General features: G+C 70.1%; 26 protein-coding genes and 2 pseudogenes. 12 read left to right on the top strand and 16 right to left on the bottom strand.

Translation table 11 applies throughout. From position 1 onward, the window contains the following. Positions 1–7: 7 nt before the first annotated feature. Complete coding sequence (locus FVA80_RS09290; protein WP_147910379.1) at positions 8–985, bottom strand: isoaspartyl peptidase/L-asparaginase; 978 nt, start codon at positions 983–985, stop codon at positions 8–10. Further along, positions 982–1,920: a MurR/RpiR family transcriptional regulator gene (locus FVA80_RS09285; RefSeq protein ID WP_147910380.1), complete on the bottom strand. Its 939-nt coding sequence runs from the start codon at positions 1,918–1,920 to the stop codon at positions 982–984. Before FVA80_RS09285 ends, FVA80_RS09290 begins: the two co-directional genes overlap by 4 nt. 584 nt (positions 1,921–2,504) lie before the next feature. Here FVA80_RS09285 and rnhA point away from each other — a divergent pair. The 4 genes from rnhA to FVA80_RS09265 all read left to right on the top strand — a co-directional run bounded on the left by rnhA (position 2,505) and on the right by FVA80_RS09265 (position 7,483). Continuing rightward, the gene (gene rnhA / locus FVA80_RS09280) at positions 2,505–3,170 is read left to right on the top strand and encodes a ribonuclease HI (RefSeq protein ID WP_147910381.1); all 666 of its coding nucleotides are present in this window, start codon (positions 2,505–2,507) and stop codon (positions 3,168–3,170) included. Between the two features lie 697 nt (positions 3,171–3,867). Next, on the top strand, positions 3,868–6,042 hold the full coding sequence (locus tag FVA80_RS09275) for a marine proteobacterial sortase target protein (protein ID WP_147908952.1): 2,175 nt from the start codon (positions 3,868–3,870) through the stop codon (positions 6,040–6,042). Next, complete coding sequence (locus FVA80_RS09270) at positions 6,042–6,632, top strand: class GN sortase (RefSeq protein ID WP_147908953.1); 591 nt, start codon at positions 6,042–6,044, stop codon at positions 6,630–6,632. The genes FVA80_RS09275 and FVA80_RS09270 overlap by 1 nt, the downstream gene beginning before the upstream one ends. A 92-nt stretch (positions 6,633–6,724) precedes the next feature. Continuing rightward, positions 6,725–7,483 (top strand): helix-turn-helix transcriptional regulator, encoded by a 759-nt coding sequence (locus FVA80_RS09265; protein WP_147908954.1) that lies wholly within the window; start codon positions 6,725–6,727, stop codon positions 7,481–7,483. 110 nt (positions 7,484–7,593) lie between these two features. On the opposite strand, the pseudogene FVA80_RS31160 reads toward FVA80_RS09265, so the two are convergent. After that, positions 7,594–7,824 (bottom strand): annotated as a pseudogene (locus FVA80_RS31160) (transposase); the annotation flags it as partial. 265 nt (positions 7,825–8,089) lie between these two features. Continuing rightward, complete coding sequence (locus tag FVA80_RS31155; RefSeq protein ID WP_246692329.1) at positions 8,090–8,260, bottom strand: hypothetical protein; 171 nt, start codon at positions 8,258–8,260, stop codon at positions 8,090–8,092. 153 nt (positions 8,261–8,413) lie between these two features. Here FVA80_RS31155 and FVA80_RS09255 point away from each other — a divergent pair, with 153 nt between their 5' ends. Then, positions 8,414–8,656: a hypothetical protein gene (locus FVA80_RS09255; RefSeq protein ID WP_187193636.1), complete on the top strand. Its 243-nt coding sequence runs from the start codon at positions 8,414–8,416 to the stop codon at positions 8,654–8,656. Between the two features lie 15 nt (positions 8,657–8,671). On the opposite strand, the pseudogene FVA80_RS31150 reads toward FVA80_RS09255, so the two are convergent. From FVA80_RS31150 to FVA80_RS09235, 4 genes and pseudogenes are all read right to left on the bottom strand, one after another. Continuing rightward, positions 8,672–10,521, bottom strand: a pseudogene (locus FVA80_RS31150) (ABC transporter ATP-binding protein). Between the two features lie 86 nt (positions 10,522–10,607). Next, complete coding sequence (locus FVA80_RS09245) at positions 10,608–11,540, bottom strand: ABC transporter permease (protein ID WP_147908956.1); 933 nt, start codon at positions 11,538–11,540, stop codon at positions 10,608–10,610. Beyond that, complete coding sequence (locus tag FVA80_RS09240; RefSeq protein WP_147855769.1) at positions 11,506–12,465, bottom strand: ABC transporter permease; 960 nt, start codon at positions 12,463–12,465, stop codon at positions 11,506–11,508. The genes FVA80_RS09245 and FVA80_RS09240 overlap by 35 nt, the downstream gene beginning before the upstream one ends. Before the next feature lie 34 nt (positions 12,466–12,499). Next, positions 12,500–14,290: a peptide ABC transporter substrate-binding protein gene (locus FVA80_RS09235; RefSeq protein WP_147908957.1), complete on the bottom strand. Its 1,791-nt coding sequence runs from the start codon at positions 14,288–14,290 to the stop codon at positions 12,500–12,502. 218 nt (positions 14,291–14,508) lie between these two features. Between FVA80_RS09235 and FVA80_RS09230 the strand changes: the two genes are divergently transcribed. From FVA80_RS09230 to rpsI, 5 genes are all read left to right on the top strand, one after another. Continuing rightward, positions 14,509–15,927 (top strand): amidohydrolase, encoded by a 1,419-nt coding sequence (locus FVA80_RS09230; RefSeq protein WP_147908958.1) that lies wholly within the window; start codon positions 14,509–14,511, stop codon positions 15,925–15,927. 191 nt (positions 15,928–16,118) lie between these two features. Then, the gene (locus tag FVA80_RS09225; RefSeq protein ID WP_147908959.1) at positions 16,119–17,435 is read left to right on the top strand and encodes a nucleotide sugar dehydrogenase; all 1,317 of its coding nucleotides are present in this window, start codon (positions 16,119–16,121) and stop codon (positions 17,433–17,435) included. Positions 17,436–17,496: 61 nt separating this feature from the next. Next, positions 17,497–18,081: a CoA-binding protein gene (locus FVA80_RS09220; protein WP_147908960.1), complete on the top strand. Its 585-nt coding sequence runs from the start codon at positions 17,497–17,499 to the stop codon at positions 18,079–18,081. 217 nt (positions 18,082–18,298) lie between these two features. After that, positions 18,299–18,760 (top strand): 50S ribosomal protein L13, encoded by a 462-nt coding sequence (rplM, locus tag FVA80_RS09215; RefSeq protein WP_147855873.1) that lies wholly within the window; start codon positions 18,299–18,301, stop codon positions 18,758–18,760. Positions 18,761–18,762: 2 nt separating this feature from the next. Continuing rightward, a complete protein-coding gene (gene rpsI, locus FVA80_RS09210) occupies positions 18,763–19,248 on the top strand; it encodes a 30S ribosomal protein S9 (RefSeq protein ID WP_147908961.1) in 486 nt (161 codons plus the stop codon). Positions 19,249–19,534: 286 nt separating this feature from the next. On the opposite strand, the gene FVA80_RS31880 is transcribed toward rpsI, so the two are convergent. Further along, the gene (locus FVA80_RS31880; protein ID WP_274533107.1) at positions 19,535–19,669 is read right to left on the bottom strand and encodes a hypothetical protein; all 135 of its coding nucleotides are present in this window, start codon (positions 19,667–19,669) and stop codon (positions 19,535–19,537) included. Here FVA80_RS31880 and FVA80_RS09205 point away from each other — a divergent pair. Beyond that, positions 19,668–20,921, top strand: a complete 1,254-nt coding sequence (locus FVA80_RS09205) for a DUF3829 domain-containing protein (protein WP_147908962.1) — start codon at positions 19,668–19,670, stop codon at positions 20,919–20,921. The genes FVA80_RS31880 and FVA80_RS09205 overlap by 2 nt on opposite strands. A gap of 205 nt (positions 20,922–21,126) precedes the next feature. Here FVA80_RS09205 and FVA80_RS09200 read toward each other — a convergent pair whose 3' ends face one another. Further along, on the bottom strand, positions 21,127–21,981 hold the full coding sequence (locus FVA80_RS09200) for a hypothetical protein (RefSeq protein WP_246692328.1): 855 nt from the start codon (positions 21,979–21,981) through the stop codon (positions 21,127–21,129). Positions 21,982–22,125: 144 nt separating this feature from the next. Here FVA80_RS09200 and FVA80_RS09195 point away from each other — a divergent pair, with 144 nt between their 5' ends. Continuing rightward, entirely contained in the window at positions 22,126–22,524 is a 399-nt protein-coding gene (locus FVA80_RS09195) for an ABC transporter ATP-binding protein (RefSeq protein WP_147908963.1), read from the top strand. A 14-nt stretch (positions 22,525–22,538) separates the two neighbouring features. Here FVA80_RS09195 and FVA80_RS09190 read toward each other — a convergent pair whose 3' ends face one another. Genes FVA80_RS09190 through FVA80_RS09165 form a run of 6 tightly spaced genes read right to left on the bottom strand, consistent with a single transcriptional unit; the run spans position 22,539 to position 25,793 of the window. Then, the gene (locus FVA80_RS09190) at positions 22,539–22,952 is read right to left on the bottom strand and encodes a hypothetical protein (protein ID WP_147908964.1); all 414 of its coding nucleotides are present in this window, start codon (positions 22,950–22,952) and stop codon (positions 22,539–22,541) included. Continuing rightward, positions 22,949–23,668 (bottom strand): hypothetical protein, encoded by a 720-nt coding sequence (locus tag FVA80_RS09185; protein ID WP_147908965.1) that lies wholly within the window; start codon positions 23,666–23,668, stop codon positions 22,949–22,951. Before FVA80_RS09185 ends, FVA80_RS09190 begins: the two co-directional genes overlap by 4 nt. Positions 23,669–23,679: 11 nt before the next feature. Then, positions 23,680–24,333 carry a hypothetical protein gene (locus FVA80_RS09180; RefSeq protein WP_147908966.1) on the bottom strand — a complete coding sequence of 218 codons (654 nt, stop codon included), beginning with the start codon at positions 24,331–24,333 and terminating at the stop codon, positions 23,680–23,682. Between the two features lie 10 nt (positions 24,334–24,343). Further along, positions 24,344–24,622: a hypothetical protein gene (locus tag FVA80_RS09175; protein WP_147908967.1), complete on the bottom strand. Its 279-nt coding sequence runs from the start codon at positions 24,620–24,622 to the stop codon at positions 24,344–24,346. A gap of 53 nt (positions 24,623–24,675) precedes the next feature. Then, positions 24,676–25,284 (bottom strand): hypothetical protein, encoded by a 609-nt coding sequence (locus FVA80_RS30425; RefSeq protein ID WP_187193635.1) that lies wholly within the window; start codon positions 25,282–25,284, stop codon positions 24,676–24,678. Between the two features lie 2 nt (positions 25,285–25,286). Next, positions 25,287–25,793, bottom strand: a complete 507-nt coding sequence (locus tag FVA80_RS09165; RefSeq protein ID WP_147908968.1) for a hypothetical protein — start codon at positions 25,791–25,793, stop codon at positions 25,287–25,289. Positions 25,794–25,850 lie beyond the last annotated feature (57 nt).

Raw genomic sequence — 25,850 nt, 5'->3', positions numbered from 1 at the left:
ACGGACCTCAGCGCAAGGGGGGCGATATGTGACGGGAATCACTGAAGATCGCCGTGACCGGCGTCTCGCCCGGATGGACAAGGCCACGATACATGCCCTCAGTATTGAACGGCATCGCGACTTGCCCATGGGCGTCGACCGCGATCAGCCCGCCACGGCCACCGACCGCCGCAAGGGCCTCGTGGACCACCGCACGGGCCGCCGTCTCGAGATCTTGCCCCCCGTAGGCCATGCGCGCGCAGACGTCGTGCGCCGCCGCGATGCGAATGAAAGCCTCGCCCGTGCCGGTGCAGGACACGGCGGCGGTCCGGTCATCCGCATAGGTCCCCGCGCCGATCAGGGGTGAGTCGCCGACCCGGCCGGGACGCTTGTTGGTCATGCCCCCGGTCGAGGTCATGGCAGCGAGATGGCCGTTCCGGTCGAGCGCAACGGCGCCGATCGTCCCGAACTTGCGCGTCTCGTCGAGCGGGCCGGACGCCACGTCATGGTCGAGGGCGACCTTTCCGGCGGCCTGGGCGCGGTGGAGCTGGTCGCGGCGGGCATCCGTGGAGAAGAAGTCCGGTTCGACCATCTCAAGGCCTCGCCCCTCAGCAAATGCATCGGCACCGCCACCGGCTATGAGGACGTGCTCGCCCCCATCCATCACGGCCCGGGCCGCCCGACCGGGCCGGCGCACCCGCGTGACACTCGCGACGGCGCCCGCGCGCAGCGTGGCGCCGTCCATGACGGCGGCGTCGAGCTCGTGCGTGCCGGCGCTGGTGAAGACGGCGCCGTGGCCCGCGTTGAAGAGCGGACACTCTTCCAAGAGGTCGACGGCGAGGCCCACGACATCGAGGGCGCTGCCACCGCGCGCGAGGCAGTCCGCTCCAGCCGCCAGGATGCCGGCGAGGGCCGCGTGATAGTGTGCCGCGCCAGCATCTGCCTGGCCCTGCGCGATCGTCCCAGCACCACCGTGGATCACGAGAACGGGGCGGCGGTCGCTCATGAGGCAGCTCCGGATTGCGGGGTCTCTGACAGGTCGTCGGCTCCACCCTGGGGCGGCCAAGCGGCATAGTCGCGATCGAGCCAGGGCAGCACCGCTTCCGTGACCCGCGTCGCGGCCGGGACGAGGTCCCCGGCGGCGAACGCGAAGGCGCTTGCCAAGGCCTCCACGAGCGCTGTCAGGCTGGCATCCGAGGCAGCGAAGTAATGGCAGTCGGTCTGCGCGTAGAGCGCGAGGGTGGCGGTCGCGACGAGGGGGGAATGCGGCCCGTCGGTCAGCGCCAGCACCGTGGCCCCGTGCCTCCGGGCGATCTGGGCCAGCCTCACCGTATCGGCGAAGTATCGCGGCGTGGCGAGGACGACGACGAGGTCATCGGGGGTCAGTCGGCGCAGGGTCCGCGCGGCGAAGCCGGGGCCTTCCAGCGTCGCCAGCAGATGGACGTCCTCGCGGTTGACGTCGAGGTTGCGCGCGAGGATCCCGGCCGGCCAGCTGCTGCTGCCCAAACCTACGACGTACACCCTCCGGGCCTGATGGATCGCCTGGACCGCTTGGGTACACGTCGCGCCGTCGAGCGTCCGCCGGGTCGCTTCGATGTTGCGGATGATGTCGGCGAGGGCCCCGTCGAGGATTTCAGGGACGGTCGCAGGCTGATCCCGGCCGACGCGCAGCTTCTCGACCGGTGCCAGGGCCTTTTCGTAACTGAGGACCAGGGCAGCGCGGAACTTCGCATAGCCCTCGTAGCCGACGGCGCGGGCGAACCGGTTAGCCGTGGCGACGGAGACGCCGACGAGGTCGGCAAGCTCGTTCGCCGGCAGGGTAGCCACCTTCAACGGATGATCCAGGACGAATCGTGCGACCTGCCGATGGGCCGCGCTGAGCGCCGGGAAAGCCTTCGCGATGCGGTGTGTTACAGACGCGTCCTCAGATTGTAGGGCCACGGCGTCTCAACCGATCAAAAATTCTCTTCCGTTGCGTTTTTGAGAAATTTTCCGATCATACGCAAGCGGCCGTCTGCCGCTTTTGAGTGCGCCGGATGCACAAATCTTCGCGCTGTCGAGGGCAGGGCGAACGCGCCTGACACTTGAAGACATGACTTTCCAAGTGCCAACCGGATGCCGGTGGGCTGCGTTCAGGTGACAATCGATCGGTCAATCATCGCAATCTGGGGGTATCGGCTCGCACGGATCAGACACTGGGTTCTTAAATATTGACAGAAAAGAAATTTTTCAGCTAAAATCTTGGTCTACCCCCAAACATCAGTCGACAAAAATATCCGAAACTCATCATAATGCTTATTTAGCGATTGAACGATAAGATATAGACGAATAAACGTTGTGCTATTTTATAATATCAGTATCCGGCATGGGCGCTGCCCCAACTCATACCCTGACATCCACTGCTATGAATTTCGCTTCAACCGTATCGCGGCAATGAACAACGCTGCGATTGGACAGCCATCGGCGCGCCTCGAAGCGATGGTAGTCTGCGATCGACCACCCAATACGGAAGGACTGATGCTACGATGCGAACGATCGTTTATGCCGATGGCGGTTGCGACCCTAACCCCGGGCCAGGCGGTTGGGGGGTCGTCGTCGCCGCTCCGGACGGCACGGTCGAGCTGTGCGGCGGAGAGCCCGGCACAACGACCAACAACCGCATGGAGCTGACGGCGGCGATCAAGGGTCTTGAGCATTTCCCGGCCGGGGCCGCGATCGAGATGCGGTGCGACAGCCAGTACGTCGTCAAATCGGTGACCGAGTGGATGCGCGGTTGGAAGGCGAAGGGCTGGCGCACGACGACGGGTGACGTGAAGAACGTCGACCTCATGAAGCGCCTCGACGAACTGAACGCGGCGCGCGACGTGAAATGGACCTGGGTCCGGGGGCATGCCGGCGACCGTCTTAATGAGCGCGCAGACGCTCTCGTCCACCGGGGCCGTCGCGAAGCGAAGCTCGGCAAGCTCGAGTCGCGGAACAGTGCTGCGCCCATACCTGCCCCTGCGGCCGCACCAGCGTCGCCGAGCCAAGGCGCCGCCCTGCGCGTCGATCTGGCGCTCGGCCTCCAGGTCGCTCAGGCCGCGAAGGCGGCGGGTGTTACGCCCGACGCTCTGATCGACGATGCGATCCGGTTCTACCTCGAAATCGGACCGAGCGAGGTCGCCCGCCTGCGATCGAGCCGAGCAAAGTAGACGAGGCCGGTTGCGACGCCGATTGGTCGCCGGCTCGATCCCGACTTTATCACATGCGTCGGCCGCTCGGACACCAGAAGCTTTTTGGGCAAGTAGCGGCCAGTCGGCGAAGCTTCCATGAGGGGCTGCTGCATGTCGTGAGGGGAGGGCCGCGACGTCCTCTTTCAGGCACCACCGCCCGAAGGAGGACCAGTGGACATCCACCCGTTTCGATCGCGGCTCTCATCAAGTGCCTGGAGCGGGCCTTCGGGCTTTCTGCAACGAGTCGGGTCGGGACACAGAAAACCTGGCAGGAGAGCGGCTGCTGCAGCTACGGCGAGCTACAGCGCTTCGGTCGCCGCGTAGCCCGTTCGTCAGCCGACTCGGGTCCCTTCGACCTCCCGGGGTTCAACCACTTGGCGGGGCCGCGAAGTGCCACAGAACGCCTTCGCGGGAATGGCCGTACCGCCCGGAGAAGATGAGCACGGCCGGCATTCGGCCAGGAGACCGTGATGTTGGCGCCGCGCAGCGTCTGGTCGGCAGCCGGCACCGCGGGGCGGACAGAGCCGCACCGGCCCCGCACAGATCCGTCCGGTCGCGGCGAGCGGGTGCGGCTCCAGCCCGGAAAAGAGCGAAGTTTCTGGTGGTGGCAGAGGGGCGGGCGCGGGAGCTTCAGCGGCGAGCCGGCCTCGATCAGCCGGCGCAGGAGACTTCCCCGATGCCGTTCTTCACTCCACGATCCGCAGCCGAGCCCAGGCACATCGCCACGCTGTCGCCGCTCTTCCTCGCGCTGCTGGCGCTCCTCGTCATGCTCGCCTCGGCTCAGGCGGCGCCCGGACCGCGCCGGGGCGGCCTGACGCTGCGCGGGTCGGCCGGCACCGCGCAGGTCGAGGCCGTCCAGCTCGCGACCGACATCGGCGTCGATGTCAGCGGCCCGACCGCCCGGACCGTCGTCACCCAAGCCTTCCGCAACACGAGTACGAACTGGGTCGAGGGCACCTACGTGTATCCCCTGCCGGAGGACGCCGCCGTGGATGGCATGAAGCTCGTCGTCGGCTCCCGCGTGATCGTCGCCGACATTCGCGAGCGGGCGGCGGCCAAGCGCGCCTACGAGGCCGCGCGGGCGGCGGGGCAGTCGGCAGCCCTGACCACGCAGGAGCGGCCCAACATCTTCACCAACGCGGTCGCCAATATCGGCCCCGGCGAGACGGTGCTTGTCCAGATCACCTATCAGCAGACGATCCCCGTCTCCGGCGAGACGCGGATGCTGCGCCTGCCCCTGGTGGTCGCGCCCCGCTACAATCCCACCCCTGCCTCGGTGGCGGCAGTCTCCCTCGACGGCGTGGTCGAGGCGGCCCGCGACCCGGTTCCGGATCGCGCCCGGATCAGCCCGCCGGTGCTCGACCCGTCGATCTCCCGATCGACCAACCCCGTCGCCGTCACGGTTCGGCTTCGGGCGGGTTTCGCCGTCGGAGCCGTTCGCAGCGCGACCCACGCGATCAGCGTGACAGAGACCAGCCCGGAGGCCCGGACCATCACCCTGGCCAACGGCGTCGCGCCGGCCGACCGTGACCTCGAGCTGACCTGGGCGCCGGTCCCGGGCCGGATGCCCGGCCTCGGCCTGTTCCGCGAGACCGTCGCCGGCCGGACTTACCTGCTGGCCGCCGTGAACCCGCCCGCGATCGAGGCCGACACGGCCTCCCGGCCGGCGCGCGACGTCATATTCGTCATCGACAATTCCGGCTCGATGTCCGGCGCCTCGATGCGGCAGGCTAAGGCCGGGCTGCTGGCCGGCCTCGGGCGCCTGACCTCGCAGGACCGCTTCAACGTCATCCGCTTCGACGACACCTGGGACGCGCTGCATCCCGTACCCGTGCCGGCGACGCCGGATGCCCTGGCAGGGGCCGAACGCTTCGTCGCCGCCTTGGAGGCTCGCGGCGGCACCGAGATGCTGGCGCCACTCAAGGCCGCCCTGGCCGATCCCCATGCGGAGGACGGGCGCGTGCGCCAAGTCGTGTTCCTCACCGACGGAGCCGTCGGTGACGAGGAGCAGATCTTCGCGGCGATCCACGCGAATCTTGGGCGCTCGCGCCTGTTCATGGTCGGCATCGGCTCGGCGCCCAACGGCCACCTGATGCGCCACGCCGCCGGGATCGGACGCGGCAGCTTTACCGAGATCCGCGACCTCGCGCAGGTCGGCGAACGGACCCGCGCACTCTACGAGAAGCTTGAATCTCCCGCCGTCACCGACCTGACCGCGACCTTCTCGGTTCCGGGCGTCGAGGTCACGCCGGGTGCGCTGCCCGACCTGTACCGCGGCGAGCCTCTGGTCTTCGCCGCGCGGCTGCCGAGGACTGCCGAGGGGACCGTGACCGTCGCGGGCCGGGTGGGCGGCCGGACCTGGAGCCGGACGCTGCCGCTCGCCGAGGCGGACGCGGGCGCCGGCATCTCCAAGGTTTGGGCGCGCTCCCGGATCGGCGAGACCGAGACAACGCGCCTGACCGGGCGACTCGGCGCGGACGCGGCCGACGCCACCATCCTGGCCCTCGCCCTGGAGCACGGCCTGACGACGCGGCTGACTGCTCTCGTAGCCATCGACGCCACCCCGCGCCGGGCGCCGGGCACGCCCCTCGTCGCCGCCGACCTGCCGCTGAACCTGCCGGCGGGCTGGGACTTCGCCAGTGTGTTCGGCACGGACCGGCCCGACGACGCGCCAGCCGACGAAAAGGCGGCCCGAATCGTGCCGATCAGTGCCGATGGCGCGGCCGTTGACTTGCCGCAGACGGGGGCCGGTATCCTGGCGGAGCTTAGCCTGGGCCTTCTCCTCGCTCTTCTGGGCCTCCTGCTGGGCGCCGGTCATCGGTCCGGCGGCCGGCGGACCGGGGAAATATGATGCGCCGTCATCTCGGACCCGGGCGGGGGAGAGCCCTCGCGACCCTCCTCACCCTTGCGGGCCTCGCGCTGACAGCGCAGGCCGCCTGGATACCCGTCAAGGCCATTCTGGCGCAGGTGCTGCTGGAGCGTGCCTTCGTCCGCAGCCTGGCCGGGCGGCAGCCCGCCAAGCCATGGCCCTGGGCCGACACCGAGCCGATCGCCCGGCTCACCGTCGCGGGCCGCAGCTTCGTGGTCCTGCGGGGCGGGAGCGGGCAGGCCCTGGCCTTCGGCCCCGGCCATCTGGACGGCACCCCGGAGGCCGGCGAACCCGGTACTGCGGTCTTCGCCGCGCACCGCGACACGCAGTTCGCGGGACTGGGGCAGATCGGCCCCGGCGATTCGGTCACGGTGACGGGCCGGGACGGCCGAACCTTGCGCTTCCGCGTCACCGGCACGCGGGTTGCGCGCTGGGACGCCTCGGGCATCGACCCACACGCCCCGGGACGGCATCTCGACCTCGTCACCTGCTGGCCCCTGGAGGCTCTGCAGGCCGGTCCGCTGCGGCTGATCGTCGAGACCGAGTTGGCGTCGGAGGCAGGGCGTTCCTGATGGGTCGGCGTGGCTGGCCAGCTTGGCCGCGCTTGCGCAAATGTGCGGTTTCATGCGGATCTGTACGGATCGAGCCTGCGCGAGCCTTGTCCGTGAACGAAGTTGAACTGTCCGCAGCGCAGAGCCGCGCCATCGCCCAGAATGTGCGCGAGGCGCTGGCCCGCCGACGCATTTCTCGGCAGACGCTGGCCGATGAGGCCCGGATCAGCATCTCGACCCTGGAGAAAGCGCTCGCCGGCCGCCGGCCGTTCACCCTGGCAACCACGATCCGGCTGGAGGAGGCGTTGGGCCAATCCCTGCGGCAGCCGGCGGGGCAGACACCGGTTCCGGAACTGCCCCGTCACGCCCCCGACGAACTCGGGGCCTACGCGCGTCAGGGTGTGTCTTGGCTGGAGGGCTGTTACCTCACCCTACGCCCCTCGTTCGAGACGGCGGGAGTGATTTTCGCCTACCGAACCGAGATTGCCTGGGACACGGACAGCGCGCGCTTGGTATTCCGTGAGGCCGAGCGGATCGATGCGCCGTTCGCACAGTCCGGCAGTGTCGCCGTTCCCAGCCAATCAGGCATGGTATACTTAACGACCAACTGGCACGGGCAGCATCGTCTCGCGGTGCTAGGCCGTCCCAATATTCGAGGCGAGATGTACGGGATTCTCACCACGCTGCACGCGGGCCGCGGCATGCAGCTCACGCCCGCTGCTGCCCCGCTCGCCCTGCTGCCGGAGCGCGTTGCGGCTGAACTCCGTTACGGCCGCATCGCTCCGCATGAGGCGACTTACGCAGCCTATCGAGCGCATCTGGATCGTGTCCACGCGGACGGCTACGCCACTTTCTTCGTAAGCGTTTCCTAGCTGGAACGGCACCAGCCTAATTCACGTACCCGATCGCTTCCAACGGGGTGATCCAACATGAACGTTACTGCATCGCCGATCTGGAGTTGACCCCGTTTGTGGTTCACGACCTATGGGAGCTCTCGGGCGGTGACGGCTTTGTTGGCGAAAGCTCGGGGCGTAAAGCCATCCGGGGCTGTGTGGGGTCGATCTTCGGTGTCGTGGTACCTCCATTCCTCGACGCGCTCGCGAGCATCCGCCAACGACAGGAACAACGAGACGTTCAGGCACTCCGCCGGTAGACGGCCGTTGACCGACGCGATGTCGGCGTTGTCGGTCGGTCTGCCTGGTCGGGAGAAGTCGAACTCGACCCTGTTGAAGTAGGTCCACCGGTCAAGCATGTGGCCGGCAGAATTGGGGTGTGCAGCCGCCGGTAGGCATAGAGCACGTGCGCTACGGCCAACTCCTTCAGCCGCATCCGCAGCGCGACCTGAGGGTCGGATCGCTTCCTGTAGCGCTGCGACAGACGACAGGCGACCGACGCCGGTGGCCTGGCAGGCCCGACGCTCGGCTCGAGCCTCGGGCCACCTTGCAGGTGACCGGCGACTTCACGGCGAGCGCAGGGCCTTACCGCTGTCGCGTCAGGACATCCTGCAACATCGAGCGGTCCAGCGTCAGGTCGGCCACCAACCTCTTGAGCTTGCCGTTCTCCTCTTCCAGCTTCTTGAGCCGCCGGATCTCCGGCAACCCATGCCGACGAACTGTTTCTTTCACTGGTGGAACGTAGGCTCGGACCACCCCCCTTCCGGCAGACCTCGTCCACCGTCGCACCGTTCTGCGCCTGCCGCAGGGCAAAGGCGCCCCGTTCGTTCGTGAAGCGCTTGCGGGGCATGGCATCCCCCGTCCGGGGTTCGGGATGCCCGAAAAACTCGCGCTCAGCCGTGGATCAGTTTGCTGGGTCAGGGTCCCGACAACCAGCTAGCCCAGGCTCTACCGAACGCGGCGTATCGTCGTGGGGGCCGGCGCACAATCCGCCTCAAGCTCAAGCCCGGGAGCCTTCACTTCTCCTGGGGCTCCCGCTCGCCGCACACCGACGAAGCGTGTGATGCCGACGCGATCCGCGCCATCGTGCTGCTGCACTACGCCGATCCGCACGCTGACAGCCGGATCAAGCAGGTGCTCCGCTGGCGATGACTCCGCAGTCGCCCGTCACGCCGCTGCCATGCGCGTCGTGGCGCCCTCCCAGTCGGCGCCCCAATCCTGCACCACGTGGCCTGGGGAGACCTCACGGTACAGCCGCTCAGGCGGCGCGTAGTCCGGTGCCCGGATCGGGCTGCGGATCTCGTCGTCCGGCAGCGCGTGACGGTCCCGGCGGCGGGCAGGGTCGGGGACCGGGACGGCGGCCAGCAGCTTCTTCGTATAAGGGTGCTGGGGGTCGCCGAACACGGCCGCGCGGGGGCCGATCTCCACGATCTCGCCGAGATACATCACGGCGACCCGGTGACTCACCCGCTCGACCACTGCCATGTCGTGGGAGATGAAGAGATAGGCGAGCCCCATCTCGGCCTGCAGGTCGAGCATCAGGTTGACCACCTGTGCCTTCACCGAGACGTCGAGCGCCGAGACCGCCTCGTCGGCCACGATCAGGCGGGGGCGCAAGGCCAGCGCCCGGGCGATGCAGATCCGCTGGCGCTGGCCGCCGGAGAACTCGTGCGGGAAGCGCCCGCGGCCTCGGCCGGCAGCCCGACCCGGGTCAGCAGCGCTTCCGCCCGCGCGCGCGCCTCGCGACCCGTGGCTAGGCGGTTGATCAGCAGGGGCTCGGCCACCGCGGCGCCGACGCTCATGCGCGGGTCGAGACTGGCGAACGGGTCCTGGAAGATCATCTGCATCCGCTGGCGCCGCAGGCGCAGGGCCTTGGGGTCGAGGGCGGCGACGTCCTCGCCGTCGAGCAGGACCGAGCCGGAGAGCGGCTCGACCAGTCGCAGGATCGAACGGCCGGTGGTGGACTTGCCGCAGCCGGATTCCCCGACCAGCGCCAGAGTCTCGCCGGCCGCCAAGCTGAACGAGACCCGCTCGACCGCGTGGACGCGCCCGGTCACCCGGCCGAACAGGCCGCCGCGCATCTCGAACCGGGTGGTCAGGTCGCGCACCTCCAGGATCGGGCGCTCGGCCGCCTTGACGGTGTCGGGGGTTTCGGGCGTCGGCTCGGCGACGCCGGTGGCGCGGTCGATCACGGGGAAGCGCATCGGCCGGGCCCGCCCCGCCATGGCGCCGAGCCGCGGCACGGCCGCCAGCAAGGCCCGGGTGTAAGGATCCTCGGGCGCGGCAAAGATCCGGGCGGTGGGGCCGGCCTCCACGGCGCGGCCACGATACATCACCACCGTGCGGTCGGCGATCTCGGCGACCACGCCCATGTCGTGGGTGATGAACAGGACCGACATGCCCTCCTCGTCCTGGAGGCTCTTGATCAGGTCGAGGATCTGGGCCTGGATCGTCACGTCGAGCGCCGTGGTCGGCTCGTCGGCGATCAGGAGCTTGGGCCGGCAGGCCAGCGCCATGGCGATCATCACCCGCTGGCGCATGCCGCCGGAGAACAGGTGCGGGTATTGATGGATCCGCGACCGGGCGCCCGGGATCCGGACCTTGTCGAGCAGCCGGACCACCTCGGCCTCGGCGCCAGCCCGCGACAGGCCCCGGTGCCGAATCAGCGCCTCGGCGATCTGGAAGCCGACGGTCAGGACCGGGTTCAGGGAGGTCATCGGCTCCTGGAAGATCATGGCGATGGCATCGCCCCGGACCTGGCGCATCTCGGCCTCGGAGGCGGTGAGCAGTTCCCGGCCCTCGAACCGCACGCTGCCGCCGACGCGGCTGGCGTCCCGGGCGAGCAGCCGCATGATCGACATCGCGCTCACACTCTTGCCGGAGCCGGATTCGCCCACCAGCGCCACGGTCTCCCGGGGGCCGATATCGAATGAGACGCCATGCACCACCTCGCGCCACTGCCCGTCGGAACGAAAGGCGGCGGTGAGGTCGCGCACCGAGAGGATCGGATCCGTCACGGGCTCAGCTCCTTGACCAGTCCTGGTTTCAAAAGGTCCGGGACCTTTCGCGGGTGCAGGGCGGAGCCCTACGGCGGAGGTGCCCGTTAGAAAACCCGGCGCGGGTCGAGGGCGTCGCGCAGGCCGTCGCCGATGAAGTTGATCGCCAGCACGGTCAGGAAGATCGCGCCGCCGGGGAACAGCGCCCAGTGCGGGGCGACGTCGAGATGGTCCTTGGCGTCGAACAGCAGCCTGCCCCAGGTCGGGATGTCCGGGGGGAAGCCGAGGCCCAGGAACGAGAGCGTCGATTCCGCGATGATCGCCGCCGAGACCTCGATGGAGGCGGCCACGATCACCGGCCCCAGGGCGTTGGGCAGGATGTGGCGGCGGACGAGGTGTCCGGTGGTGGCGCCCTGCGAGCGGGCCGCCTCGACGAACTCCTTCTCGCGCAGCGTGAGGAACTGCGCCCGCACCAGCCGGGCGACCGGCATCCAGCGCAGGCCGCCGATCACCGCGACGATCATGAGAAAGACGCCGCCCTGGACCCCGAACACGGCCTTCAGGCTGTCGCGGAACAAGTAGATCACCAAGAGCAGCAGCGGCAGCTGCGGCAGCGACAGGAACAGGTCGGTCAACCACATCAGCGCCGGATCGAGCAGGCGGCGCGACATGCCGGCCAGCGCCCCGACCACGACCCCGATCAGGCTTGCCACCGCCATGGCGGCGAAGCCGACCGCGAGCGAGATCCGGCCGCCGTAGATCATCCGGGCGAGCAGGTCCTGGCCGAGGTCGTCGGTGCCGAACGGGTGCGCCCAGGACGGCCCCTGGAGCTGAGCCGAGAAGTCGATGTCGTCGATGGCCAGCGGCCAGATCAGGCCGCCGAACAGCACGCCGCCGACCAGCACCGCCAGCACGGCGACGCTGGCCAGCGCCAGCCGGTGCCGGCGGAAGCGCCGCCAGGTCTCCCGCGCGGGCGAGGCCGGGGCGCGGGCCAGGGGGGGCGCCTCAACGGAGGGCGATGCGAGGGTCGAGCCAGCCATAGAGCAGGTCCGCGACGAGGTTGAACAGGACGACGAGGCCGGCGAACACGAAGGTCACGGCCATCACCACCGGGGTGTCGTTGGCCAGCATCGCGTCGATCAGCAGGGAGCCGATGCCGGGGATCCGGAAGATCTGCTCGGTGACGATGGCGCCGCCGAACACCGCCGGGATCTGGAGGGCGACCAGGGTCACCACCGGGATCAGGGCGTTGCGGGCGATGTGCCGGCGGGTCACCGTGCCCTCGGTCAGCCCCTTGGCCCGGGCCGTGGTGACGTAATCGAGGCGGGCGACGTCCAGCGCCGAGGCGCGCACGTAGCGGGTGTAGGAGGCGGCCTGGAAGAAGCCCAGCACCGCCACCGGCATGATCGCCTGCCGCACGCTCTCCCAGGCCCAGGCCAGCCCGGTGCCGGGCAGGTCGGCCTGGTAGACGAAGGGCAGCCAGCCGAGCTTGATCGAGAACAGCAGGATGAACAGCAGGCCGGTGAAGAAGGTCGGCAGCGAGAAGCCCACGAAGGCCAGGGTGTTGGCGACCTGGTCGGCCAGGGAGTAGGGCCGCCGGGCGGCGTAGAGGCCGACCGGCACCGCCACCAGCAGGGCCAGGACCTGCGAGGACCCGACCACGAACAGGGTGGTCGGCAGCCGCTGCAGGATCAGCGTGTCGACGTTCACCCGGCTGGCGAAGGAGAAGCCCCAGTCGCCGTGCAGCATCGCCCAGAGCCAGCGCAGGTAGCGGGTGAAGATCGGGTCATCGAGCCCGAACTTGAGCCGCAGGGCCGCGCGCACCTCCGGGGGCACGTTCGGGTTGGCGGCGAGCTCGCCGAACGGGTCGCCCGGCGCCAGCGCCAGGACGACGAACAGGATCAGGCTGATCCCGAGCAGGCTCGGGATCGCGATCAGCAGCCTGCGCAGGATGTAGGCGCCCATTGGTGTGCCTCGACTCTCGGCGCGCGTCTCCCGCTCAGGCCTCCCGGCTCCATTCGGGCAGGAACGCCAGGTCGTTGTCCCAGCCGCTGCGCGGCGCCACCAGCTTGGCGGCGGCCCCCGAGACCTCGGCCCGGTGGATCAGCGGCAGGATGTTCTCCGAGACCGCGAGGTCGTTGGCCTTGATCAGCAGGGCGGCGCGCTTGACCGGGTCGAGCTCGGCCTGGGCGGCCTTGTAGGCCGCGTCGTACTCCGCGTTGCGCCAGCGCGCGATGTTGCGGCCCTGCCACTTGTTCTCCTTGGTGGCGGCCTCCCACGAGACGTACTGGAGCAGCCAGGTCGAGGGGTCGGCCTGGGCCATGCTGATCGCGTACATCTCCATGTCCGCGTAGAAATGCGGGAACGTGTCCGGGTTGGCGGTGTCGGAGGAGAAGAACACCGAGCCGGTGACCGATTTCAGCTCGATCTCGATGCCGGCCTTGGCCGCCGCCTGCTTGATGATCGCCTGGGTCTTCTGGCGCGGGGCGTTGATCGAGGTCTGGAACAGCAGCTTCAGGCGCTTGCCGTCCTTGGCCCGCACGCCGTCCGAGCCCTTCGTCCAGCCGGCCTCGTCGAGGAGCGCGTTGGCCTTGGCCGGGTCGAACGCGAAGCTGGTGTTCTTCGAGACGAAGCGCTCCGGGCCGTTGACCGAGTTGGCCGTGGCCCGGCCGGTCCGGCCGTAGATGTAGTCCTGGATCGACTTGCGATCGACCAGCAGGTTCATCGCGTGGCAGACCTTCGGATCCGAGAAGGCGGGGTGCTTGGTCTTGAGCGAGGAGCGCTCGCCGTCGACCTCGACGTTCGGATCGGTGGTGTTGAGCAGCAGGAACTCGAGCTTGCCGCCGTAGACGACGTCGACCCGGCCCTTGCCGCCGGTCTCCAGGCGCTTGAGCACCTCGTCCTCGACGAGCAGGTTCCAGGCGTAGTCGTACTCGCCGGTCTGCAGCACCGCGCGGGCGGCCGAGACCGCGTCGCCGCCGCCCTTCATCTCGATGGTGTCGAAGTAGGGCCGGTTGGGCAGGTGGTAGTTCGGGTTGCGCTCGCCCCGGACGATGTCGCCGGGCCGGAACTCGAGGAACCGGTACGGGCCGGTGCCCACGGGGGCGAGGTTCTGCGGCGCCTCCCGCGACTTGGCGCCGGTATAGGCGGCGAACAGGTGTTTCGGAATCACCATGCCGACGGTGCCCACGAAGGCATCGCTCCAGTACGGCGTCGGCTTGTCGAACAGGACCCGGACGCTGTGGTCGTCGACCTTCTCGACCGTGCAATCCTTGTAGGAGCCGATCGTGACCGCCGCGGTGGCGGGGTCGCGGGCATAGGCCCAGGTGAACACGAGGTCGTCGGCGGTGAGCGGCTTGCCGTCGTGCCAGGTGACGCCCGGCTTGATCTTCCAGAGCACCGAGCGGCCGTCCGGGGCCAGCCCGCCATTCTCCTTGGACGGGATCTCGGCGGCCAGCACCGGCACGAGGTTGCCGTCCGCGTCCCAGGCGGCCAGCGGCTCGTAGAAGATCCGCGAGGCCTCCTGGTCCTTCGTGCCGATGGCGAAATGCGGGTTGATCAGGGTCGGCGCCTGCCACCAGAGCAGGCGCAACGCGCCGCCGCCGCCGGCCTTGGCCGACTTGTAGCCGGCGCGGATGTCGGCGGCCATCGCCACCCCGTTCCCGGCCAGCATCAGCCCCGCCATCGGCGCGGAGAGGCCGACGGCCAGCATCCGCTGCACGAAGCCGCGCCGCGACAGCGCCCCCGACTTCACCTGCCCGATGAGCCCGCGCAGATCCCGCTCGTCCATGCATCGATCCCTGATTGCCGCCGCGACCCGCACAGCATCCTTCTGGGTGCGGCTTTGGCAAGGCCCTTGGCAAGGGGCGCGCCAGTTACGCTTGGGGCGAAACGTCGTCGCCGGGGCTCGGCAGCCTGGCCCCGGGCCTGCATGACGGGGCCCGACACGCAGGCCGCCGCACCCGCTATGGGTGCGCATCGACGCGAGACACGCTCGGAGACGACGAGATGGACAACCGCAACACCGTGTGGCGCCACGTGGACACGCAGAAGGCGCGGCTGATCGCCCTGTCCGAGCGCGTCTGGGGCATGCCGGAGGTCTGCTACACGGAGGAGCGCTCCTGCGCCGAGCACGCGGCGGAGCTGCGCCATCAAGGCTTCCGCGTCACCGAGCAGGTCGCGGGCATCCCCACCGCCGTGATGGGCGAGGCGGGAGAGGGCGGTCCGGTCATCGCCTTCCTGGGCGAGTACGACGCGCTGCCGGGCCTGTCGCAGGAGGCGGGCGTGGCCGAGCACCGGCCCGTGGAGCCGGGCGGCCACGGCCATGGCTGCGGCCACAACCTGCTCGGGGCGGCGGCGTTGCTGGCCGCGACCGCCGTGAAGGACTGGCTCGCCGAGACCGGCACCCCCGGCCGCGTGCGCTATTACGGCTGCCCGGCCGAGGAGGGCGGGGCCGCCAAGGCGTTCATGGTCCGCGCCGGCGCCTTCGCGGATGCCGACATCGCGATCTCCTGGCACCCCGGCAGCTTCTGGGAGGTGGCGCCCCCGGTGGCGCTCGCCAACACCCGGGCGGACTTCATCTTCACCGGCCGGACCGCCCACGCGGCGGCCGCGCCGCATCTCGGCCGCTCGGCGCTGGACGCGGTGGAGCTGATGAGCGTCGGCGTGAACTACATGCGCGAGCACATGCCCTCCGACGCGCGGGTGCACTACGCCTATCTCGACGCCGGCGGCATCGCCCCCAACGTCGTCCAGGCGAGCGCCCGGGTGCGGTACTCGATCCGGGCGCGGGACCTCCCGGGCATGCTCGCCCTGGTTGAGCGGGTGAAGAAGGTGGCTGAGGGCGCCGCCCAGATGACCGAGACCGGCGTCGAGGTGCGGATCGTCAGCGCCGTCTCGAACCTGCTCGGCAACGACCCGCTGGAGCGGGCGCTCCACGGCGTCATGGAGGACCTCGGGCCGCCCCATTTCGACGCGGCCGACCGGGCCTTCGCCGACGCGATCCGGGGGACGCTCAGCGACGGCGACATCGATGCCGTGTTCCGCGCCATCGGGCTGCCCCGTACGGAGGCACCGCTGGCCGATTTCCTGGTCCCGCGCGACGCCCCGCGCAACCCGGCGGTGGGCTCCACCGATGTCGGCGACGTGAGCTGGGTGGTGCCGACCGTGCAGGCCCATGCGCCCACGGTGGCGATCGGAACCCCGTTCCACACCTGGCAGGTGGTCGCCCAGGGCCGCAGCCCGGCCGCCCACAAGGCGATGGTTCAGGTCGCCAAGGCGATGGCCGCCACCGGCGCCCTGGCGCTCACCGATCCCGCCCTGCGGGAGGCCGCCAAGGCCGACCTCGCCCGCCGGGTCGGCGCCGCCGGCTACGTCTCGCCCCTGCCGCCGGAGGTGGCGCCGCCGCTGCGGATGTCGGTGGGGTGAGGGCGGTCGCACGTCCTCGATGACGAGTGCGCCGCAGCCGGTGACGCGCACCTCTCCCTCCCCCGCAGAGGGGGGAGGGAAGGCGCCTGCCATGAAGGCGATGCGCCGTCACCGCCTGCCCCCGCATACCGAAACCCGCCCGGAGCAGGTATGACCCGATCCGGGCGGCACGCGCCCCGCACGGCATCACGATGGACGTCACCCCCTCCGAAGAAACCTGCGTGGCCATCGTCGGCCTGGGCTATGTCGGGCTGCCGCTCGCCCTGGCGTTCGGGCAGGGCCTGCGCACGATCGGCTACGAGCGCGCGACCGCCAAGGTCGCGGCCTACCGGGACGGGATCGACCCGGCCGGGGAGATCGAGCCGGGGGCGTTCCGGGCGGCCCTGCACCTGTCGATCACCGACGACCCGGCCGCCCTGTCGGAGGCCGACGTGATCATCGTCACGGTGCCGACGCCGGTGGACGACGCCCAGAGCCCGGATTTCGGCCTGCTCACCGAGGCCTCCGCGCTGGTCGGGCGGCACATGCGGCCCGGGGCGACCGTGGTGTTCGAATCCACGGTCTATCCGGGCGCCACCGAGGAGGTCTGCGTGCCCGTGCTGGAGCGGCATTCCGGCCTGCGCTGGAAAACTGACTTCTGGGTCGGCTACTCGCCGGAGCGGATCAATCCCGGCGACCGGGAGCACAGCCTCGCCAAGGTCGTGAAGATCGTGGCCGGCGACACACCCGAAACCCTGGACCGGCTCACCGCGCTCTACGGGACGATCATCGAGGCCGGGATCCACGCGACCTCGTCGATCCGGGTGGCGGAGGCCGCCAAGGTGATCGAGAACACCCAGCGCGACCTGAACATCGCGCTAATGAACGAGCTGTCGCAGATCTTCGACAAGCTCGACCTCGACACCCTGGAGGTGCTGCGGGCCGCCAGCACCAAGTGGAACTTTATGCCGTTCCGCCCGGGGCTGGTCGGGGGCCACTGCATCGGGGTCGATCCCTATTACCTGACCCACAAGGCCGCGATGGTCGGCCACCACCCGCAGGTGATCCTGGCCGGGCGTCGCATCAACGACAGCATGGCGGCCCATGTCGCCCGCAAGACCGTCAAGCTGATCGTCCGGCAGGGGGCCCGCGATGGCGGCGGTGCCCGGGGCGCCAAGGTCATCGTGCTGGGTTTGACCTTCAAGGAGAATTGCTCGGACCTGCGCAACTCCAAGGTGGCCGACCTGGTCCGGGAGCTGGCGGAGTTCGGCTGCGCCGTCTCGGTCCACGATCCCCGCGCGCGCAAGGACGAGGCCAGGGCCGCGTACGGCATCGACCTGATCGACTGGGCCGATCTGCCCGACCAGGCCGACGCCGTCGTGGTGGCGGTGCCGCACCGGGACTATGCCGAGCGCCCCCCGGAGGAGATCGCCGCCCGGCTCAAGGCCGGGGGCCTGATCGTGGACGTGAAGGCGCTCTACGACCCGGCCGCGTTCCGGGCGCTGGGGCACGAAGTCTGGCGGTTATAGAGAGATGTGAACCCGCACGGCCGCCGGCCCTGCGATGATGCGGCGGGAGCGGATCCGCGACATGCAAGAGACCAGCGTCACCGAGGAGCCGGGGTCGGATTTCGCCGGCCGGCACACGCGCTATCCCGAGGCGCAGATCCGCAGGATCCTGAACGACACGCGCACGATCGCGCTGGTCGGCGCCTCCGCGAACCCGGCCCGCCCGAGCTGGATCGTGCTGAAATACCTGCTCGACCGGGGCTATGCGGTCATCCCGGTCAATCCCGGGCTCGCCGGGCAGGAGCTGCTCGGGCGGCGGGTGGCGGCCGCGCTCGCCGAGATCCGTGAGCCGATCGACATGGTCGAGATCTTCCGCAGCTCTGCCGCCGCCGGCCCGCTGGTGGACGAGGCGCTCGCCCTCGACCCGCCGCCGAAGGTGATCTGGATGCAGCTCGGCGTGCGCGACGACGCCGCCGCCGCCCGGGCCGAGGCCCGCGGCCTCGCGGTGATCATGAACCGCTGCCCGAAGATCGAGTACGGCCGGCTCTCGGGGGAGATCGGCTGGACCGGGGTGAACTCCCGCATCATCACCGCGAAGAAACCGGTTCTGGCGGGCCGGGGCGTCCAGAGGCTCACCATCGCCGAGCGAGGCAAACGCCCGGAGTGAGGGACGCGGTATCATGATACCGCTAAGGCGAAGTCATTCCAGAGAAAGGCGTTTTCGGGATTTCGATTTTATTGGTTGACGGAGCGGGCATCCCCGGCTATCCACCGGCCGTCGCCGCCGCGTGCTCCCCACGCGGCGGCTCGTTTTTCGGCACCCCGAGGCTGTCCGCGTCCCGATCCGTCGGGGTTCCGGCGCATCGGAACCCTGGGATCTCACCATGAAGACCACCTCACTAAAGCCCGCCGAGGTCGACAAGAAGTGGATCGTGATCGACGCGGAGGGCCTCGTCGTCGGCCGCCTCGCCTCGATCGTCGCGATGCGCCTGCGCGGCAAGCACAAGGCCGCCTACACGCCCCACGTCGATTGCGGTGACCACGTGATTGTCGTCAACGCGGACAAGGTGAAGTTCACCGGCCGCAAGTACGTCCAGAAGCGCTACTACTACCACACCGGCTACCCGGGCGGGATCAAGGACCGCACGGCCAAGTTCATCCTCGAAGGGCGCTTCCCCGAGCGCGTGGTCGAGAAGGCCGTCGAGCGCATGCTGCCCCGCGGCCCGCTCTTCCGGCAGATCCTCGGCAACCTCCGCGTCTACAAGGGCGCCGAGCACCCGCACGTGGCCCAGCAGCCGCAGGCGCTCGACGTCGGCGCCCTCAACCGCAAGAACGTGAGCGCTTGATCATGGCGACCCTCCAGTCCCTCGCCGACCTCAACCGGGCGAACACCGGCGCGGTGGATCCCGCCAACGAGGCGCCGGTCCACGTCCAGAAGCTGGACACCCAGGGCCGCGCCTACGCCACCGGCAAGCGCAAGGACGCGGTCGCCCGCGTCTGGATCAAGCCGGGCAACGGAACGGTCACGATCAACAAGCGTCCGGTCGAGGTCTACTTCGCCCGTCCGGTGCTGCGCATGATCCTGCGCCAGCCGCTGGAGATCGCCGGCCGCGTCGACCAGTACGACATCAACGTCACGGTCGCCGGCGGCGGCCTCTCGGGCCAGGCCGGCGCGGTGCGCCACGGCCTCTCGAAGGCGCTGACCTACTACGAGCCGGAGCTGCGCGCCCCGCTCAAGCGCGAAGGCTTCCTCACCCGCGACGCCCGCGTCGTCGAGCGCAAGAAGTACGGCCGCAAGAAGGCCCGCCGCAGCTTCCAGTTCTCGAAGCGCTAATCCGCGGTCTCATCGACGGTTTGGAAGAGGGCGGTTCCTGCGGGAGCCGCCCTTTTTCGTGTTTGGACGCAGCGAGGGAAACCGGAATCTGACCGCGATCGGATTGGCTGTCGCGATGTCCGAGTTGGGTGGATTGCGGTCTGTCCGCTGATTGGCGGCAGATCGACAAAGCGGTCATCCAGCATTGCCGATCTACCCCGGGATGAAGAACCCCGGCGGAGACCAGCCAGGCCCACGTAATTATGAGGAAAGGCATCGCCGAGGAGGGTTCGGACCATCTCCTCGGCTACAATCCCGACTTGATCGATGCAACGAGGTCCATGTCGCCATCCGCAATCCCTAGCGTCGTCGTTCCATGACCAAGCGCTTCAACTTCGAGGACCAGAATGCGCAGCACAGCCTCCACGAGAAAGCTCGGCATGTCTCACCGTTCGGCCTGTGCGCTGGCCCTCCTGTCGGGGATCTCGGCCACACCCGTGGTGGCGGTCACGCCGGTGACACCGGTGGGTGTCGAGAGCTGCGACGCCTTCCTGGAAGCCTATGGCCAATGCGCGGCCAGCCCCGGCGTACCGGAAGCCGCTCGCCCCGGCATCCGCCAGGGCATCAACACGATGCGCGAGAGCTTCCGCGACTCGGTCCTGCGCAACGAGGCGGCGCGTCCGACCGTGGCCTATCAGTGCGCCCAGGCTCATGAGGCCGTGCGCAAAAGCTTGGTCGACGCATTCAAATGCGATTTTCCCGCCGCACCCGCGGCCTCACAGGCCCTGTTGCAGAGCCCGCCGCCACCGCCGGGCTCGCCTCGGGCGACCGCCCGCCCGGCGCCGGCGCCGACGCCCGAGGCTCAGGCGCTGGCAAAGGCCAATGCTTACACCGAGGCCCAGAACCACCTCGTCCGGTCGCATCCCCTGGAGCAGCAGTTGGCCGACTACCGGCGCGACAACGAGCGGGTGCTCAAGCTCGGAACGAAGTTCGGCGCCAACGCCTGGTACCACTTCGGCATCGTGGATTTCGATGGGGTCATCGACGAGTTGGAGAAGGCCGTTGCCTTGCCGGGCGTCGTGCCAGAGGTGGATGCTCAGGCCTCCCGGCTGCTGGCAGCCCTGCGTGAGGTCAATCCCATCCTGAAGGCGCTCACGCGCTATCAGACCACACGCGAGTTCAAAGAGGATGGCTTCAAGTTCGCCCGCGAGCAGCACGCGATCCTCGTTCCCAGAGTCGACGCGGCCGCCAAGGCGATGGACGCGTATGGCACGGCCCTGTTCGAGCGCGAGATCGCCCGGGATGAGCTCCGCCTGGCGGCGCTGCCGGAGGATGCGCCGGCACGGCGCCTCCTCTCCACCAGCCTCACCCTGCGCCGCGCAGTCCGGCGGTTCGAGGCACTGGGACCGAAGGCGGATGTCGCTCCCTTCCTGGCCGCACTCGGCGAGGTCTCGAACGCCAACCGCCACCTCGGCACGGTTCTCGACGGCATGAGCCCGAAGGCGAACTCATCCTGCACCGGCTACACCGACACGGTTGCAAGCGTGATTGGGCATGGCCGGGACGTCGCCCGGGACATTCGCGCCAAGAGTGATCCGAGCCAACCGGCGCAACGCTTCAACGAGACCTACAACCGCTCGGTACGCGATCTAGAATCTTGCCATAAGAATGAGAGTCGGGTGCGTCCAGGCTGAGGTCAGCCGAAGATCGCTTAAGACAGGACTGATGTCTCCTTCAAGGTAAACGCTCGTCCTTACGCCTCCGTAAGTCTGCGGGGAGACGAGCAGGTTGACGTCAAGGAGCGTACGTTCCACGGGTAGCACCGGCGTCTATTAATGAGGACGGACGGAGAGCGGTCGCTAAACCTTTGCGCGGGATCGCGATCGCGTCGTCCGCTCCTCATCGGGGCCAGTCGAAGTAGCGCCGGGCGGCGCCTCGGCCTTCCGCCAACGGCCTCGTCAGCCGGCCGCGCCGGTCGATCAACCCCCATCGGCCCCCGACCATGGCGGATGGCTCGCGCCCGTCCGAGCGGCAGCCCTGGCAAACCAGGGCCTCGCCGCGGGCGTTGAACGGGAACGACCAGTCGAAATTCGTGGCCAGCACCCGGCGCAGGCGCCGATCGTGAAACGCGACCTTGCCGGCGTGACGAGCGCGCACCAACCCCTGCGCGAAGGGATCCGGCCCGTTGTCGAGGGGGAACACCGGCAGCGCCAGCCCGTCGCGGCGCGCCCAGAGCGAGCCGACTCCATCGACGACGATCTCCGTCACCCCACCCCGGAACGGCATGCGCGCGAAGCGGACGGGGTCGATGCGGACGAAGTCCCACGCGCGGCGGGCGCAGTGCTCCGTGCGGGCGAAATCCGCGTGGACGTCACGGCAGGCCAGTGGGTAGGCGCCCCCGGCGCGCGCCTGCACGGCCTGCGGCGCGAGGCCGGCCGCAAGCCCCAGGAGGGCGAGCGCACCGAGCACTCTTCCCCGTGCCCTCGGGCTCACCTGAGGCCCCAGCGCCCGAGCGGGCCGGGCGCCCGTGGCGTCGTCCACGAACACGCGCCAGCCGCTGCCGTAGGCGACCTCGCAAACCTCCCAGACGAGGCCGGTGTCCGTCCGGGTCGGCACGGCCGTGCCGGTGGTGGCTGTGCCTGTTCCCGCCGCGGCGCACGCCGCGATCGCCGCCGCCTGCTCGGGCTTGAGGCGGCCCGTCGCGGGGGCAGGTCTGGCGGATCGGGAGAACAAGCGGTCCAGGATCGCCAGCACGGTTCGGGCTCCTCGCATCGGCGAACGAGCATGGGCGTCCGGCCCCGGGATGTCACCCGCCCCGGTGCCGGTTGCGGGGCGGCCGCCCGTCAGCCACACCTCCCGGACCGGATCAGGCGGAAGAACCGCATGTGAGGAACCTGGATGTCCTTGAAGCTCGACCACTCCTCCGTGGAGGAACTAGACTTGGCCCTGCGCCTGTATCGGCGCCTGCTGGTCCGCCTGCTCCTGATCCTCGTCCTGGGCTTTGCCGGGGTGATCGGCTTGGCCAAGCTCAGCACGATCCTGTCGCCGCCCTACGGCGTCTACTTCCTCGGGCAGGGCCTGGTGACCTGGGGGCTACTCGGCCTCCTCGCCCTGCTCTTCGCGGAATTCTGGTGGGAGGGCCGCCAGATCGGCAAGGCCCTCAACCATCCCGGCCTGCTCGATTCCCCTGTCGCCGGGCTGCTGGGCGGCCTCGCCGTGATCGGTGAGCGCGCCGCTGCCATCGGGATGGAGCCCGGCTTCTTCCACAGCCCCCTGCAGCCGATCCGCCGGCGCTGACGGGTCCGTGGCGCTCAGCGCGCCGGCCCCTCGCGGGCGACCAGGCTGTCGCGGTGGACCGCGAGGCTCGCACACGCGCTCGCGAGGGTGACGGCGCAGCCGAGGGCGGGCAGCGTCCAATCCTCCGCCCGCCACAGGGCCGCCGCGAGGCCCGCGCCGGCGCCGAGGCAGGCCAGGGACAGGGCGGCCCGCCAGCACCGCACCGCGCGCGGCTCGAACCGCACCAGGCCGTTCGCCCACCAGACCAGGGGCAGCATCGACAGCCAGTAGAGCGGCTGGGCACGGGCGGCGCCGTGCGGTCCCGGCACGAGGCAGGCGGTGACCGAGACGGCGGCGGCGACGCCCGCCACGACGGCGAGCCCGGCCGCCACGTTCGAGGGACGGTCCTTACGCAGGCGCTGCCGGTAGGCCGGGTCGCGGCGGATCATAGAGCCTCCTCCCGGGCCGGTGCCGGACGCTTCCAGGCCGCGAGGCGCGCCAGGACGTAGGCCGGCACGCGGTCGGCCACGGCGAGATTCTCCGGGCGCAGGGAGAAATCGTAGGTCAGGCCATCGCGGTGGACGAGGTAGGTGCAGGTGGAGACCTCGCGCCCGTCCGAGGTGTCCGAGGCGAGGCAGCTGGGCGGCGTCTGGTCGGCCGGCCGTGCCGCTTGCCGGGACGGGAGGCGGTAGAAGCGCCGGTGGTCGACGCCTTCGGAATGGACGAGGCGCTCGCCGCCGGACGGGTCGGGCCGCCACGGTGCGCCCTCGGCCAGCCGCGCATCGAAAGTGCCCCATTGCCGGGCGTGGAGGAATGCGAAGTGGCGACCGTCCGGGTCGCCCACGACGTGGACCACGAGGTCGGTGGCGAACGGGCCGGCATGGCCGTGGCTGAGGGGGCTGTAGCCGGCGAGGCCCGCCGCGACCTCGGTGGCGGGCAGCATCAGCCAGAGCGCGTCCGCCGGCTCCCGGCCGAGCCCCGGGAGCGCGTCGAGCCAGGGTAGGCGGAAGTTTCGGGAAAACTCGTAGGCGTGCGGCACGGCGTACGCGGTCCCGATGAGGCGGTACCGCGTGGTGCCGAACTGGCCCTCTGCCGCAAAGGCCGCGAGCACGAGGGGCAGGTCGAGGAGCGCAACGAGGAGCGCCACGCGGCGCGAGGGACGCATGCGGGACGTCCCTATTCCGGGGAGCCGGCACGGAGCCCGGCCGCTTCCGCCGCAACGTTGGCGCGGGCGGCGGCCTCCAAGCGGTCGTGGAAGAGGTCAGTCTGGTAGAGGCGCGGCCGGGCGAGGAAACGGTCGAGGACCTGGGCGCGCCCGAGCCGCCAAACCGCCTCGGGAACGGCGGCGTATTCCCGGCGGATCGCCGCCGCGTAGGCCGCGTAGACGGCGCGCGGCGCACCGAGCACGGCGAGATCGAGATCGAGGAGGAGCCGGGTCGCCGGTTCCGCGCTCGGGCCGTGCGCCGCCGTCGCGTGGATCATCGCGATCGCGGCACGGACGTGCGCATCCCCGGACGCCGGCCCCGCCTCGGCACGCAGCAGGTCGGCGCTGCGGGTTTCGTTGTCGTCACGAGCGGTGTCGTAGACGGCGTCGTGGAAGACGATGGCGAGATCGATGGCGTCGCCGTCGAGGCCGGCGAAATCGGGATGCGCCCGCACGGAATCGTGCCCCGCGAGCAGCGCCGCGACGTGGGGCCAGCCGTGATAGTGCCGGTCCGCCGCGCCGTAGCCCGCGTCGAGGGCCCGCCACGCCGCCGCGCCGGGCGTGCCGACGGTACGCGCCCACAGGGCGTCGAACCGCGCGCGAAGGGAGGCGTCCCTGACTTCCATCGCACCGGCCTCAGTTCACGCGGTGGCAGGTCGAGGTGGTCTCGGATGCCCCGCGCATCCCACCCGCCGGCCGCACCTCGCAGACCACGTACTTGCCGCCCCGCTCGAGGGTGAAACTCGGACCGGAGGCGGAGACGATGCGGTGGCCGCCGTTGAGGAGCGCGCTCATGGGCTCCTCCACCGGCACCCAGGTCGTGGCCGGGCGCGGCGGCGCGGCCGGGGCCTGGGCGACGGCCGGGCCGGTCACGAGGATCAGCGGGAGGAGGGTGTGGGACAGCGTTCGGCGCATGGGACATCCTGTGGTCGGGGGCGGGCCTTCGGCCCGTTCGAGCGGCGAGGGGGTCAGGGAGTCACCACGGCGAGGTCAGCCGCCGGCAGCCAGCCGATGACCGGGGCCTTCTCCCCCCGGTAGCGCACGCGCACCCAGGCGCCCCGCCGCTCCAGCACCGCGACGGGATCGAGCCGGACGAGGTAGGGCGCTCGGGCCGGAGCCGGGCCGGGTTCCGGCCGGAAGGCCGTGCGCTCGGCCGTCACGAGGCCGACGCCGATCCATCCGGACGGGGTCGCTGCCGCACGCCGCGAGAGCGCGTAGGGGGTCCCCACCATGGTTCCCGTGGTCATCGAACAACCGCCGTGATCCTCCACGAGGGTCAGGGCGGCGCCGTCGGGGGTAAAGGCGAGGTCCCCCGGGATGCGCTCCGGCTCGTCGGGAAACCACGTCTCGACCTTGGCCCGGTCGCCCGCGAGGGTGCCGCGCAGGAGGAAGACGCAGGCGAATTGCGGGCTACCGGCATCGACCGCCCCCCGCTGCTCGGCGAAGACCCCCGCCACCGCATCGCCGGAGATCGCCAGCGTCAGGCTGTCGTAGGTGCCGGACCGGGCGGCCGGCTCACCCGCCGCCGCGCCGCAGGCGGCGAGCAGGGCGGCGAGGCTCAGGGCGGTGCCACGCACCGTCAGAGGCCCTTCTCCAGCAGCTTCACCACGGCCTCGACCCGGTCCTTCGAGTCGGCGACGTTGGTGAACGGCCGCCAGTTCACGTCGAGGACCCCGCCGTCGAACGTGAGGCGCTTGGCGTAGTTCGAGGCCGGCGCGGTGTTCTCGTCGAAGCGGACGCGGATGGTCTTGAGCTTCGCGGCCAGGGCGTCGCGGCCCATTTTGTCCTTGGCCACCTCCTTCAGCCCAACGGCCAGGGGCTCGAAGATCGTCTTCTCGAAATAGTCCGGGTCGGAATAGTACTTGGCGTCGCCCGGGAGCGTGAGGTCGTCCCACGCCACCTCCACCGGCACGGCGAAGCCCGCCGCTTCCTGGATCGCCTTCTCCTGCGCGCGGTAGCGGTCCTGGCGGTAGGCCGCGATCGCCCGGCGCTCGGCGAGGCCGATGGTCGGCTCGGCCATGGCCGAGGGGGCGGACAGGACCGACAGGGCGAGCGCAGCGGCGAGGGCGTGACGGCGAGAGATCATACGGCGGTTCCTTGGTAGGACGGCCCCGGATGCGGGCTTGGCGTGACGGTTCAATGA

Origin of the sequence: Methylobacterium sp. WL1, assembly GCF_008000895.1 — a bacterium.
Taxonomy (GTDB): Bacteria; Pseudomonadota; Alphaproteobacteria; order Rhizobiales; family Beijerinckiaceae; genus Methylobacterium.
The sequence above is the reverse complement of the archived record's forward strand: the minus strand, read 5'-3'. Positions and strand labels throughout refer to the sequence as shown.